This window comes from Streptomyces albus subsp. albus, from assembly GCF_000725885.1.
Classification (GTDB): domain Bacteria; phylum Actinomycetota; class Actinomycetes; order Streptomycetales; family Streptomycetaceae; genus Streptomyces; species Streptomyces albus.
Window position 1 is genome coordinate 1 of the sequence record NZ_JODR01000020.1, and the last position, 12670, is coordinate 12670.

Genomic DNA, 12670 nt, shown 5'->3' on the forward strand with positions numbered 1-12670 from the left:
CCCCGCCCCTCTCCCGGCCCCGGCCCCGCACCACGCGGGTCCGGGGCCGCGCGGTGCGCCGGCGGAGGCCGGACGCTGTGGTGCCGCGCCGCCGGTCACGCCGGGGGTACGTCACCGAGCCGGGCCGTCACAGGAGGAACAGCACCGAGAGGAGCACGGCGGGGGTGAGGAGCAGCGTGGCCAGATGACCGACGAGGGACCGGGCCATGCCCAGCGCGGAGAACACCACCAGTCCGCCGACGAGCCAGCAGCCGAAGATCCGGGCCCCGAGCGCCTGCGCGGCCAGCTCCTCCTCGCGGGTGGTGGCCTCGAAGCCCAGGGCCCCTCCGGTCATCATCGTGAGGAGCGCCGGACACAGCAGCAGGTTCACCGCCACGACGGCGTACGCGGCCGGCCCGTCTGCCCGGCGCACGCTTCTCCACACCCGTACGGCCCCCATGATCAGAGGATCATACGTGCGCTCGGCGATTGTCAGCGGACGGACGCAGCGGTGGCCGTGTCCCGGGGTTCGAGCAGCCGCGTCTCCGCATCGACCCGCGCCCGCAGACAGTCGGTGAAGGGGGAGGCGGGTGCCAGAGTGTTCAGCAGCGCGTGGGCGCGGTCGTGCAACTCGGTGAGGAACCGGTTGTAGGGGCGGACGATCTTTGGGGCGAGCATCATGGCGGCCAGCTCGCGACGTGTGCTCCGTGCGGCAGCCGTCCGCTCCAGCAGGGCCAGCGCGTGCTCACGGGCGGCGGCCGGGGCGCTGTGCAGCAGGTGGACGAGCAGATAGGTGGCCGTGCCGTTCCCCAGATCCTCGCCGGGCCCCCCGCACAGATCGTCGTGGTCGTTGCGGAACTGCGCGAGCACACCCAGCAGATGCCCGAACTCGCCCCAGGCCGCGACAGACGGATCGTCGCCGTCCGCGCCGCTCCCGCCGGATGCCTCCTGGCCGCGGCCGGTTCCGTGGGCCAGCCGCGCGGCCATGGTGCCGGCCATCTCGTAGACGGAGCCGCTCTTCTTCCGGTACACCTCCAGCACCTGGGCGTGTCCACCTGCTGCGGACGGTTGAGGAGGTCGCCGATCTGACCGTCGGTGGCGCGCGTCCAGCAGTCGAGGTAGTCGGCCGCCAGCCGGCGGCGCAGCGGCGTGGGCAGCTCGGCCGCCTCCAACGCCCGCAGCGGCAGCGCGTATCCGCTCTCCAGGGCGGCCAGCATCGCGACGCCCCGGTCCGTCCCGTACAGGCGGTGCCCCCCGGTGTCCCCGTCGACCAGGTCGTCGAAGGTGTTGGCCGCCCTCCACCACAGGGCGTGCACCCCGGCGACGGGCACCGCCGGTTCCGGGTCGCCGCTGATCGCACCGTGGATCAGCAGCGGAAGGGCGAACTCGTGGGGCGACGAGCGTCCTTGGCCGATCAGCGTGCCGACGGCCGTGCGCAGCGCGCCATGGCGTGGACGGTAGTCGTCGAGGAGACCGGCCAGATACTGCCGTACCAAGGGGTAGACCTCGCGGATACGCCTTTCCGCCGCCTGCCGGGCGGTGTGCTCGCTGGCCAGGGACACGGTTCTCCCAACGTCGACGCTCGTCCGAAGCCCGGGCCCGCGAGGAGACCGAACGGGACGCCGACTTCAAGTCACTGTGCGGTCACGGTGCGTGTCCACTGTGGAGGTATCCGCCCGCCGGAAGCAAATCGGTGCCCACGTGCGGTCTCTCCGGACCCCGCCCCGGCCCTCCGGAGGCGTCAACCGGTGGGCGTGGGAGTCGGGTGCGAGCGGACGGGCGGTTGCTGGGCGGCCATCAAGGCACGCCAGGTTGCGACATCGGCCTCTCCGGTCACCGGCAGACGGTGCGCCTCCTGGAACTCGGTGAGGTTGTGGGCGGTGGTCGCACTGTAGGTGCCGGTGATGTCGGTGGGCAGCCCGGCGTTGGTCAACAGGTGCTGGAGCGCCTCCACTTCGGGGCCGTGCGATCCGGAGTCCACGGTGCGGACGAGCAACGGCCAGGTGCGCGGGCCGACTTTGCCGTCGGGGAGCAGGCCCCGCTCCTTCTGGAACCTCCTGACGGCGGCTGCGGTCTTCTTCCCGAAGATCCCGTCGGCCTGCACCTCGTGGCCGTGGGCGGCGAGCAGGTACTGGACCGTCCACGCCTTCCAGTAGCGGTCCCCCTCCTGGGTGAGCTGCCACTCCGCCGCGCTGGCGGCGGGGGAGGGGGACTGCTGCTCCCGTCCGTTGCCAGAGGGCGCGGCGGCCCACCACCACACCCCCACACCGACCAGGAGCAGGAAGGTCGCCGCCGCGGCGAGGGGCCATGCGGTCACCTGCCGCACCCGGGTGCGGTGTCCGGCCGCGGACGAGGCGGCGGGCGAGGGCCCGGAGCGCTCCGGCCCGGCGCCCTGTGCCTCTGCGGGACCGGGCGGTGCGCTGTCTCCGGCGCCGTCCGGGGCGGTCGTCCGGTGGGCGCGGCGCCTCGCGGCGGTGGTCGCCTCCCGGTGCAGGGCGCGGGCCCGGGCCAGTTCACCGGCGGGCGCCCCCAGATGACTGTGCAGCAGTTCGACGACGCGCAGCGGTGCGGTGGACGGATGCCGGGGGTTCAGATAGCGGGACAGCGTCGTCTGGTCGACCCCCACATGGCGGGCCAGCGACTGCTGGGTCGGCTTTTCGACCCCGTTGTGCGCCGACTGCTCCCACCACTGCCTCAGCAGCCGGGCGAGCGCCGCCCCGGCCGGTTGCTCATGCTGCATGTTCCGTAATGCGGTCACTGCCCTGCACCTTGCCGTCCTCCTGCATCACCGCAGGTCACCGGGCACGCATAAGCGGCCTGACATAGAGGCATCAGCCTGCGGTGGGCAGATGCTAGATGACCCGGGCCCTCCCGGTGCAGGGTGAGAACGCGGCCGGCGACAAGCCCCGCGACCCCCACTTCCCCTCCTGCTCCGGTGACGGAACCGCCCCTGCCTGCCCGGATGGCGCGGCGCACCGTCACGCCCGGGGGCTGGAGGCCCGGCCAAGGGAATCGGATCATGCGCATAACATCACCCGTACGAGTACGTCGTCCGGTAACCGCCGGTGCTGCTCTGGGCGCGGCCCTGACGGTGCTGACGGCTCTGCCCGCCCTCGCCCCCCAGGCGCAGGCGGCTCCGCCCTCCTCCTACCGGGTCACCGGTGTGGACACCAGCCACCACAACCACGGGCCCCAGGAGAAGACGCCCATCGACTGGCCGCGGGTGGCCCGCGGACACTCCTTCGCGTTCTTCAAGGCGACCCAGGGCACCCGTTACGCGGACCCCTGGTTCGCACGGGACTTCGCCGCGGCCTCCCGTACGGCGCTGGTGCGTGCCCCGTACCACTTCTTCGACCCGAGGAGCGCCGGGGACGGCGTCGCCCAGGCACGGCACTTCATCGCCACCGCCCGCAAAGCGGGATACCAGGGCGGTCGCGCGGGGGAGTTGCCGCCGGTCCTGGACATCGAGAAGGTGCGGCGGGGCGGCAGGGAAATGTGCCCGCCCGGACTCCGCGTCCAGCAGGTCGCGGCGTTCCTCAAAGAGGTCAGGAGCGCGTTCAAGGCCGCGCCGATCGTCTACACCCGCGCCTCGTTCGTGCGTGAGTGCATGAACGGCAAGGGGAACGTCTTCGCCGGTCATCCGTTGTGGCTGGCCCGTTACGGCAGCGGTGCGAAGGAGCCGCAGCCGGTACCCGGGGCGGGCCGGTCATGGACGTTCTGGCAGTACACCGACAAGGGTCGCACTCCCGGCATCCCCGGCGCGGCCGATCTCAACGTCTTCCGCGGCAGCCTCAAGGAACTCCGCGCCATGGCCAACCAGCGCCTTCGCTGAACACCCCAGGCCGCCCGCCGGGGGCGCCACGACCTCGCGCAACCACGGGGGGCACCGGCGCACCCGCGTCCTGCCGCCGCACCGGCACCACCGCATCGCGGTCCGGACATCCGATCCGAACGCCGCAGCGGCGGCCGGCGGTTGGGCCGGGACCGCCTTCCGGTCCGGCAGCCGGACCGGCACCGGGTCCCGGTCCGACTGTCGGACCGGACGCCGCACCTCCGCCGGCCTCGGCGCCGGACACCCCGGTCCTGTCCGGTTTCGCGCGGGACACCGCGTCCCCGTCCGGCTTCCGCGCCGGACACCGCATCCCCGTCCGGCTTTCGCGCCGGACGCCGTTTATCCGCCCGGCCTCCGCGCCGGCACACGAAGAAGGAGCGAACATGCCCGTGACGCCTGTCACCACGACCCGCCGCCGCAACGGTGCCCGTCTGCTCGTGGCGGCCCTCGCCGCGGCCACTCTCACCGCCGGCGCCGGCACGGCCGCCGAAGCCGGCACCACGGCCGACAGCCGGGCCGCCCTCGCCAAGAAGATCCTCAACACGCGCGGCATCGCCCTGGCCACCGTCCACCCCGGGGGCCGCCACGCCGCCTCCACCGCCCGGCAGAACATCGTCGACACCGCCAACGGCAAAGGGGCCCTCACCAGCCCCTGGAGCGACAAGCCCAACCGCAGGGTCCTCCTCGACACCCGCATGCTCAACGGGATGCTGAAGCTGCGCACCCAGCACAACTACAGGATCTCCGTCTCCGAGATCGTCGGAGGGGACCACAGCACCAACTCCAGGCACTACGCGGGACTCGCCGTCGACATCAACTACATCAACGGCCGCCACGTCGGCTCGGGTGCCCCGCACCGCGCGCTGATGGCCGCCTGCAAGCGGCTCGGCGCCAACGAGGTCCTCGGCCCCGGCGACCGCGGCCACAGCAGGCACGTCCACTGCGCCTGGCCCCGCCGCTGACCCGGGCCCGGCGCCGCGTGTCCGCCCCCGTGGCGGGCACGCGGCGCCGGGCCGCAGCGCAGTACCGTCCGAAGGCGGGGGCCGGGCCCGCGGCACCGGCCCCCGGCCATGGCCTCCCACGCGGACGGCGCAGGCGCCGCTACCGCGCCAGATGCCGCGCGAAGAACGACCGGACGTGGTGCCGTACACGGGGCACGGACACGGCGGGCTCCACCGCGCCCACCAGCGCGCGCCGGGCCTCGGCCGTCATCAGCCCGGCGGCCTGGAGCTGCGGGGCCAGGGACGCGTAGTCGGTGAACACCCAGTGGGCGGCCCGGTCGATCTGCCGTCTGCGGGTACATCCGTCGGAGAGCATGGCCGCCCACGACGACTCCAGCTCCCGCTTGGCCGCGGCCTGGCCGATGAAGCCGTCGGTGCCCAGGAGGAGCAGTGGCCGGTCGACCCCGAAGCGGGCGACCGGATAGAGCTCCCCCTCCTGGCCCGGCCCCTGCGGCGGATGGTTCAGATAGCCCTCCAGCACCACCGCCGCGGCCGTACGGCGGTCCTCGTACAGGGTCTGGGCGACCGCGGTGCCGCCGGCTGAGTGCCCGTAGCACCCCACTCGCCGCAGATCGAGGGCCCGGCCGAGACGGTCGGGCAGCGGACGGCCCGCCGCGTCCGGGTTCTCTCCGGCCGCCAGCGCTTCCAACCGGTCCAGGACGAAGCGCAGATCGGCGATCCGCGTCTCGATCATGGTGCGCTCCAGGGGCGGGTCCGTACGGGGATCGCCCCGGAACACCGTGGTGCGCCAGGGGCGGTCCCGGTAGGCGGTGGTGGCCGGGAACTCCACCTCGCTCGCGTCACCGGGGTGATCGACGGTCACCACGACGAAACCGTGGCTCGCCAGCTCCTCCGCGAGTCCCGTGCCCATGGAGCGGGGATCGGCGCCGCCCGGGCTGTGGAGCAGGACCGGACGCCGGACGGCTTGCGCGGGGGCGTCCGTGTACGCGTGCGTGGTGGTGGCCGCCCAGTCCACACCCGAGGGCGGCAGACCGTGGATGTGCACGTCGATCTGCTCGAACAGGGCTGCGGCGCCGGGCGTCATGTGCGGGGCGAGCGGGCGTCCCCGCACGGTACGGGCCGGATACAGGATCGTGGCCATCACCTCCCGGACGGGGAAGGCCGGGTCCCAGGGGTCACGCCGGGAGCGGTCCACCAGATACAGGGTGGTGGTCCCGACGCGGTGGGGTCCGGTCGGTGCGGGAAGCCGCAGGGTGACGCCGCCGGCGGGACGCGCCTGCGCCCGCGCCGTACCGCCGGTGAACAGCAGCCCCGCCGACAGGGCGGCGGCCGACATGACGACGCCGCGGCGGCCCGGACGGCGCGGGCCGGCTGGACAGGAAGTGGAAGTCATGGCGTGCATGCTGTCGTCCGGCACCGCGGCCCGGACATCATTGAGGCTCAGACCGAAAGGGTGGCGGACAGCCGAGGGAGCGGGCAGTGATACGGATCCACCTGACGGCGGCGGATTTCGCCCGTGTCCGGTTCGCACCGGGGCCCGCCCCCTTGCAGGAGCTGAACATGGCGCTCGCGAAGATGATGCGCCCCGACGACGCACTCCTCTACGGCCGCTGGCGCACACGCCTGCTGCGGGCCCTGCCCGCCGCGGCGAAACCGTTCTCCGACCTCGTCCCCGCGGGCCGAGCACCCGCGTTCCTCGACGTGTTCAGCAACGACCTGGCCGAAGGGCTGGAGACCGTGCGGAGTTTCCCCACGGCCTTGGTCCGCTCCGAGATCGTGCGGGTTCACGCCCCCGTCCCCGGCCCCCCACCGCGGTGGATCCGCGCACTGCACCGGGGCGACGACGACGCCTGGCAGCTTCTGCACCGGGCCCAGCGGGCCGCCTTCGACGCCGCACTGCGCCCCGTCTGGTCCCGCATCGAGGATCTGCACCAGGAGGAGTTCACCCGCTACGCGCTGACCGCCGCCGAACAGGGCACCGCCGCCGCACTCACCGCCCTCCTCCCCGGAAGCCGGCTGCGCAACGACACCTGGGAACTGGACGCCCCATGGGAGGCGGACATGACCCCGGACGGCCACGGGCTCGTCCTCCACCCCACCTTCCACGGGCTCGGCCACCCCTTCGTCGCCGCCCCGGCGGACGGCGCCGTCCACCTGACGTACCCGGCGGGCCCCGGTCTGCCGCTCGTCCCTGATGCAGCCGGCACCCCCGAGCACCCGCTGGTGCCGGTGCTCGGCCGGACCCGGCTGCACATCCTGCTGCTGCTCGCCGAGGAGCACACCACCGGTGGTCTCGCCCGCCGGCTGCGGATCAGCAACGCGACCGTCTCCGCGCACACCGCCGCGCTGCGGGGCGGTGGGCTGATCACCACGAGCCGCGCCGGCCGCGCCGTCCTGCACCGCCGTAGCGCGCTGGGAACCCTGCTGCTCCGCCGCCACAGCGGCTCCGGCCGTCCCGGCGCCCCACCGCGCTTCTGACCTGGGCGACGAAGGGCCGGGGCGCGGAGTCCGCGAGGGCGTCGAGGAGCTCCCCCGGAGCCGCCCGGGAGGCGCTCAGTGGCACAACCGGCGCCGCGGCGGCCTGCCGCCTTTGCACGGCGTGCACGGCACGGTCCCGTCCCGTCCGTTCGCGGGCCGCGCCGGCTCAGTCCGTCAGACGCTTGGCGTACCGGTGGCACGGGACCGCGATCGGGCCCTCGGGGCCCGCAGCGGGGTAGTCGAACGGTCCTTCGTCGGACCAGCCCTGACGGGCGTAGAAGCGGCGCGCGCGGGCGTTGCCGGTGGCGACCGCCAGCCAGGCACGGTCGTGGCCGTTCTCCCCGACCAGGCGTTCCGCCTCCGCGAGGAGTACACCCGCCACGCCCGTCCCGCGCCCGGCCGCCGCCACATAGACCTGCTCGACCTCGTCGCCGGCCACCATGACGAAGCCCGCCACTTCGCCGTCGGCGACGGCGACCACTGTGTCTCCCACCCGCTCCGCGGCACGGGCCGCGAACGACTCGGGCGTGCGGACCGCAGCCAACTCCTCGGGCACATGCCCCAGATGACCGTCGCGCCAGATGTCCGCCACCGCCTCGGCGTCGGCGGGGCGTGCCGGGCGCACGACGACCGCGCTCCCGCTCGCGCGGTTTCCCTCCTGTGTGAACATCTCGCCAGGCTAGCCGCGGGGTCCGACACCGGCTGGGCTGCGGACGGCCCGGCACACCGTCAGGAGCGGAGGGTGACGGAAGGGGCGTGCCCGTAGCGCTTCCGGTACCAGTGCGCGAACCGGCCCAGGTTGGAGAAGCCCCAGCGGTAGGCGATCTGAGCGACCGTGACCGGCCCGTCGGCGTCGGCAGCCACCAGGTCGCGGTGGGCACGGTCGAGCCGCACCTCGCGCAGATAGGCCAACGGCGTGCAGCCGGCGTACCGCTGGAACGCCTCCTGGAGGGCCCGGGGGCTGAGCCGGGCCGCCGCGGCGAGATCGGAGAGCGTCAGCGGCTGGTCGCTGCGTTCCTCGATGAGCTGGATCGCTCTTCGGACGGCGGGATGGGCCACGTTCCCCGTGTAGCGCACCGGCTCCGAAGCCGGCACCAGACGGTGCGTCGCCATCAGCGTCGCGGCGGTCATCTGGGTCAGCTGCGCGGCGATCAGCGGATTGTCGTGCGCGACACCCCCGGCCATCACCTCGCGGTGCACGGCCGCGGAGATGCCCGACCAGCTCTCCGCCGCCGCGGCGGACACCGGGCCGCCCAGTGCGAACCGCGCCCGCACCGGCTCCTCCCGCCCCAGCGCCTCGCCCGCCGCCCGGTCCACCACATCCCTCGGCAGCCTGATCGTCGTCATCCGGCTGCCGGCGGTCCAGAAGACCTTGAACCTCCGGTGCGGGTCGAGCACATAGGTGTCGCCCGTGTCGACGAACTGCTCCTCGCGGCCCGGCGACTCCACCCGGACCCTGCCCTTGTGAACCTGGCACACGAGCAGATACGTCGTCAGCGGCTCGGGCGCCACCAGCGTCTCGGTCCCGTAGCTCAGCCCGGACAGGGTGACGCCGGGGAAACCGCCTTCCGCGTACCAGGCGGAGAAGTCCTGCGGCCTGCTCAGCGCGCGCAGCTCGTACGGACTGTACGCGCTGCTGATCATTTCGCGCGTCTCGTCCAGATCGTCGCTGCGGACCAGCGTCCGCATGCGGCTCCCCTCGCCAGCGGGCGCATGCATCAGGGCTTCCTCACTCACCGTCGCGTTATCCGGCCAGGGGCCGCGCTTTGCGGCTAGCTCGCCTTTTCCGCAGTGAGTAACGTTCTCAGTCCCAGGAGTCAAATGGCCTACGGGATCGCGGCACCGCCGCGGAACAGTATCGGCCAACTTCCTGGAGTCGTACCGCGCCTGGGGATCGGGGGACCCCAGCGCCGTACGTCAGGGCCCCGAGCCGGTTCACCGGTTCGGGGCCCTGCTGGTATGCGCCGCCGGCGCCCGTCAGCGCGGAATCGCGGGGCCGGACCCTCCCCGGCCCGCGAGCCGCCCGAGCACGGAGCGCAGCAGTTCGTTGAACTCCGCCGGCTGTTCCATGTGGGGCATGTGGCCCGACTCCTCCATGATGTGGGCCTCGCCGTGCGGCGCCAGCCCGGCGAGCGTCTCGGAGACCTCCGCCGGGATCTCCGCGTCGAGCCGGCCGTGGACGAAGACCGCCGGCACGGCCAGCTCCCCGATCCACTCACGGGGATTGTTGCGCACCGCGTCGGTGAGTATCTCGTCGATGGAGTCCGAGGAACGCAGGATCTGCTGGGCCGTCCACTCCCGCAGCGACGGATCGGCCAGCGGTCCGTACCAGTCGACGACCCACTGTCTGACCGTCCCCGGCCGGTCGGCGCTCAGCGCCTGCCGCAAGGTGACGAGCTGCTGCGCCTTCCGCTCGGCGGGCCAGTACCCGGGCCCGTCCACGGCGACGACCGCGCGCACGGACGAGGGGCCCCGCCGTGCCGCCTCCAGCACCACCGCGGCTCCGGCCGAACACCCGACGAGCACGGGGCCGTCCAGCTCCAGGGCAGCCGCCAGGGCCAGCAGGTCATCGGCGCTGTCCGCGATCGTGGTGCCGCCCGCGGGGCGCCCGGAGCGACCGCACCCGCGTGTGTCCGGGGTGACGACCCGGTGGTCACGGGAGAACTCCTGGTGCTGCGCGCGCCACACCTGGCCGCACGTGCCCCAGCCGTGGACCAGCATCAGCGGCTGTCCCGTTCCCCGGTCCTCGTAGAACAGCTCGATGTCGTTGACGGTCGCGTAGGGCACTGGTCCTCCTTGCGGTGCGGCACAGGGCGGTGAGCGGAATGCGGGGGAGCGGGAGCCCGGACCCGGTGGCGGCGTGGGCCCGCCGTACGGCACCGGGGGCCCGGCCGTGTGCGGGCCTCAAGGGCGCGACGGCTGCGCGGCCACCCGCCTGGGCTCCCGCTTCCTGAGAACTCCACGGCCGCACGGGCAATGCGCCGCCCGGGTCCCGGACGCTACTCAACGGCCGACAGCACGGGCTAGCCGTGGAGCGCGGTCTTTGGCCGGAATACGCGACTGCGGGCGCCGGGTGGTCTAGACACACAACCCTTTGGTGAGGTCGGTCCGTCTGGCCCCCGCTCCGGGCGGGACCGGCGCCCTCACCCGGCCGGCGACGCATCACCCGCGCTCGGCGAGGTGGCCCTCCAGCTCCGCGGCGCCGCTCAGCATGGCCCGTCCGCGTGCGGACAGCCCGCCGTGCCATTCCCGCAGGGCGCCCTCCAGCGGCCCCGGCCCGCCGGCCATCCGCACCTGGACGATCAACCGCGCGATCTGCGCCGGCCGATCAGATGGCCGCCCCTCGGTGGCCGAGGCCGCTGCGTACCCCGCAGCGGACGTGACGGGCCGGTCAGAGCCTGTGCTCCGGTCCCCGGGCGTGGGCCGCCGCCGCTGTGTGCAGTGCCTCCAGGCCTGCCGCCGTCAGGGGGTGGGCGGCGGTGCCGCGTGGTACGGCAGTGAGGAACCTGCGGACGGGGGCCGGCCCGCCGCACAGCGGGACGCGGACGACGGGGTGTGCGGGGAGCGGGACGATTCTGGGCAGGAGACAGACCCCCAGCCCCTCGGCCACCAGAGCGGAGACCGCGTACCACTCCTTGACCTGGTGGGTGACGCGCGGCGTGAACCCGGCCGCCGCGCACGCTGCCGTCAGCAGCGGATAGGTGTCGTTGTTGTGCTTCTTGACGATCCACGACTCCCCGGCGGCCTCGGCCAGTTCGACGCTCTCGCGACGGGCGAAGGGATGCCCGTCGGGCACCAGCAGGTCCTGCCGGTCGGTCAGCAGCGGGGACTGCTCGAAGCGGGTGTCGGTGACGGGCGGCGCTTCGGGGCCCGGCAGGACGAGAGCCACGTCCGCCTCCTCCGCGAGCAGCAGCCGGTAGCACTCGGCGCTCTCCTCCTCGGTGATCAGCGGCTCCACCAGCGGGTGGCTCTGCCGCAGGCGGGTGACCGCGGGGGCGGCGAGCGCGGCCAGCGCGGAAGAGACACCGCACAGCCTCAGCGTGCCCCGGGCCGCCGAGTTCTGCCGCGCCAGTTCCGCCCGCAGGGCCTCCCACTGGCCGAGCAGCGTGTCGGCGTGCCGGAGCACGATGTGAGCGGCCGGGGTCAGCCGTACCCGCCGGCCCTCCGGTCGCAGCAGCTCGGCCCCCACCTCCCGGGCGAGGCCGCGCAGTTGCTGGGACACGGCCGAGGGCGTCAGGTGGAGGGCGGCGGCGGTCGCGGTCACCGTGCCGTGCTCGGCGAGCGCCCGCAGGACGTGCAGCCGGTGGTCGATCATGAAGGAGAGCCTAAAAGAAAGTATGAAAAAAAGTTCGCTGGACGTGCACGGTTCCGCCGTCGAGCCTGGTGGGCATGACGAGGCTTCCCGCACCCGCACTGATGCTCGCGAGCGTGCTGAGCATCCAGTTCGGGCAGGCAGTCGGCAAACAGCTCGCCGGCGCGGTCGGCGCACCGGGAGCCGTGGCCCTGCGCCTGGGCCTGGCCGCGCTGGTCCTGCTGTTGCTGCACCGTCCGTCGCTGCCGCGGGGCCGGGCCGAGACGGTGTCGGTACTCGGTCTGGGAACAGCCATCGCCGGGATGAACCTCATCTACCCCGCGCTGCTCTTCCTGCCCCTCGGTCTGGCCAGCGCGCTCCAACTGCTCGGCCCCGTCACCCTCGCGCTGTGCACCTCCCGCCGCCTGCGCGACGCGGGCTTCGCCGCGCTGGCCGGCTGCGGGGTGTGGCTCTTCCACGCCCCGGGCGATGTCCGCATGCCGCTCCCCGGCGTGCTGCTCGCGCTGGCCGCGGGTATCTCCATGGCCGGGTATCTGCTGCTGAGCAAGCGGACCGGAGACCGCACCACCGGAGGCGGCCCGCTGGCGCTCGCGGTGACCTGGGCGGCACTGCTGACGGTGCCGTTCGGCGTGGCGGACCAGGGGACGGCGCTGCTGGCCCCCCGAATCCTGGCGACCGGTCTCGTGGTGGCGGTCCTCTCGGCGGTGGGGCCGTACTCACTCGAACTGGCGGCCCTGCGGCGGCTGCCCGCGCGGACGGTGAGCGTGCTGACCAGTCTCGAGCCCGCGAGCGCGGGGCTTGCCGGGGTGCTCGTCCTAGGCGAACATCTCGCCCTCACGCAGTGGGCGGCGCTGGGATGCGTGGGCGTGGCGAGCACCGGAGCCGTCTCGTCGGCCCCGCGCTCCACCGGCGGCCCTGACCGAGGGCGCCGGCTGCCGAAGGGGGCGGGGGCCGAGGCGGGCCGATGCCGTGACGCACTGCCGGCCGGACCGGACACCGCCGCCGAGGGCCGGGGCGGGTCCGCGCCCCGCCCGTGAGCGGTGCGCCGGTCCGGCCGGCACCGACTCCTTGCGGTTGCGGCCCACCGTGGGCGACGCGGCACCGGGA

Annotated in this window: 12 protein-coding genes and 1 pseudogene; 4 read left to right on the plus strand and 9 right to left on the minus strand. The window is 73.8% G+C overall.

Annotated features, from left to right (window positions below):
* Positions 1-127: 127 nt before the first annotated feature.
* From IO40_RS0122950 to IO40_RS37105, 3 genes are all read right to left on the minus strand, one after another.
* Positions 128-412: a hypothetical protein gene (locus IO40_RS0122950; RefSeq protein ID WP_234029943.1), complete on the minus strand. Its 285-nt coding sequence runs from the start codon at positions 410-412 to the stop codon at positions 128-130.
* Between the two features lie 59 nt (positions 413-471).
* On the minus strand, positions 472-1020 hold the full coding sequence (locus IO40_RS38955) for an isoprenoid biosynthesis enzyme family protein (RefSeq protein ID WP_051719298.1): 549 nt from the start codon (positions 1018-1020) through the stop codon (positions 472-474).
* Between the two features lie 700 nt (positions 1021-1720).
* Positions 1721-2719, minus strand: a complete 999-nt coding sequence (locus IO40_RS37105; protein ID WP_016473116.1) for a peptidoglycan-binding protein — start codon at positions 2717-2719, stop codon at positions 1721-1723.
* Between the two features lie 279 nt (positions 2720-2998).
* Between IO40_RS37105 and IO40_RS0122965 the strand changes: the two genes are divergently transcribed.
* Both IO40_RS0122965 and IO40_RS0122970 read left to right on the plus strand, forming a co-directional pair.
* The gene (locus tag IO40_RS0122965) at positions 2999-3811 is read left to right on the plus strand and encodes a glycoside hydrolase family 25 protein (protein WP_174500675.1); all 813 of its coding nucleotides are present in this window, start codon (positions 2999-3001) and stop codon (positions 3809-3811) included.
* A 383-nt stretch (positions 3812-4194) separates the two neighbouring features.
* Complete coding sequence (locus IO40_RS0122970; RefSeq protein ID WP_031176047.1) at positions 4195-4773, plus strand: hypothetical protein; 579 nt, start codon at positions 4195-4197, stop codon at positions 4771-4773.
* A gap of 139 nt (positions 4774-4912) precedes the next feature.
* On the opposite strand, the gene IO40_RS0122975 is transcribed toward IO40_RS0122970, so the two are convergent.
* Entirely contained in the window at positions 4913-6166 is a 1254-nt protein-coding gene (locus IO40_RS0122975) for an alpha/beta hydrolase (RefSeq protein ID WP_234315542.1), read from the minus strand.
* Positions 6167-6252: 86 nt separating this feature from the next.
* Between IO40_RS0122975 and IO40_RS0122980 the strand changes: the two genes are divergently transcribed.
* Complete coding sequence (locus IO40_RS0122980) at positions 6253-7251, plus strand: ArsR family transcriptional regulator (RefSeq protein ID WP_031176048.1); 999 nt, start codon at positions 6253-6255, stop codon at positions 7249-7251.
* Between the two features lie 166 nt (positions 7252-7417).
* On the opposite strand, the gene IO40_RS0122985 is transcribed toward IO40_RS0122980, so the two are convergent.
* The 5 genes and pseudogenes from IO40_RS0122985 to IO40_RS0123005 form a co-directional block, all read right to left on the minus strand.
* Positions 7418-7921 (minus strand): GNAT family N-acetyltransferase, encoded by a 504-nt coding sequence (locus IO40_RS0122985; protein WP_041968545.1) that lies wholly within the window; start codon positions 7919-7921, stop codon positions 7418-7420.
* Between the two features lie 59 nt (positions 7922-7980).
* Positions 7981-8970 carry an AraC family transcriptional regulator gene (locus IO40_RS0122990; protein WP_030407013.1) on the minus strand — a complete coding sequence of 330 codons (990 nt, stop codon included), beginning with the start codon at positions 8968-8970 and terminating at the stop codon, positions 7981-7983.
* Between the two features lie 258 nt (positions 8971-9228).
* Positions 9229-10038: an alpha/beta fold hydrolase gene (locus IO40_RS0122995; RefSeq protein ID WP_016473123.1), complete on the minus strand. Its 810-nt coding sequence runs from the start codon at positions 10036-10038 to the stop codon at positions 9229-9231.
* Positions 10039-10413: 375 nt separating this feature from the next.
* A pseudogene (locus IO40_RS36110) lies at positions 10414-10569 on the minus strand (MerR family transcriptional regulator); the annotation flags it as partial.
* A 73-nt stretch (positions 10570-10642) separates the two neighbouring features.
* Complete coding sequence (locus IO40_RS0123005) at positions 10643-11566, minus strand: LysR family transcriptional regulator (RefSeq protein ID WP_031176050.1); 924 nt, start codon at positions 11564-11566, stop codon at positions 10643-10645.
* A 74-nt stretch (positions 11567-11640) separates the two neighbouring features.
* Between IO40_RS0123005 and IO40_RS33960 the strand changes: the two genes are divergently transcribed.
* Positions 11641-12600, plus strand: a complete 960-nt coding sequence (locus tag IO40_RS33960) for an EamA family transporter (RefSeq protein WP_033229543.1) — start codon at positions 11641-11643, stop codon at positions 12598-12600.
* The last annotated feature ends 70 nt before the right edge of the window (positions 12601-12670 follow it).

Bases quoted from the DNA above. Each gene is read 5' to 3' on its own strand.
- IO40_RS37105 (WP_016473116.1), bottom strand. From the start codon at position 2,719: ATGCAGCATGAGCAACCGGCCGGGGCGGCGCTCGCCCGGCTGCTGAGG.
- IO40_RS0122965 (WP_174500675.1), top strand. From the start codon at position 2,999: ATGCGCATAACATCACCCGTACGAGTACGTCGTCCGGTAACCGCCGGT.
- IO40_RS0122970 (WP_031176047.1), top strand. From the start codon at position 4,195: ATGCCCGTGACGCCTGTCACCACGACCCGCCGCCGCAACGGTGCCCGT.
- IO40_RS0122975 (WP_234315542.1), bottom strand. From the start codon at position 6,166: ATGACTTCCACTTCCTGTCCAGCCGGCCCGCGCCGTCCGGGCCGCCGC.
- IO40_RS0122985 (WP_041968545.1), bottom strand. From the start codon at position 7,921: ATGTTCACACAGGAGGGAAACCGCGCGAGCGGGAGCGCGGTCGTCGTG.
- IO40_RS0122990 (WP_030407013.1), bottom strand. From the start codon at position 8,970: ATGCATGCGCCCGCTGGCGAGGGGAGCCGCATGCGGACGCTGGTCCGC.
- IO40_RS0123005 (WP_031176050.1), bottom strand. From the start codon at position 11,566: ATGATCGACCACCGGCTGCACGTCCTGCGGGCGCTCGCCGAGCACGGC.
- IO40_RS33960 (WP_033229543.1), top strand. From the start codon at position 11,641: ATGACGAGGCTTCCCGCACCCGCACTGATGCTCGCGAGCGTGCTGAGC.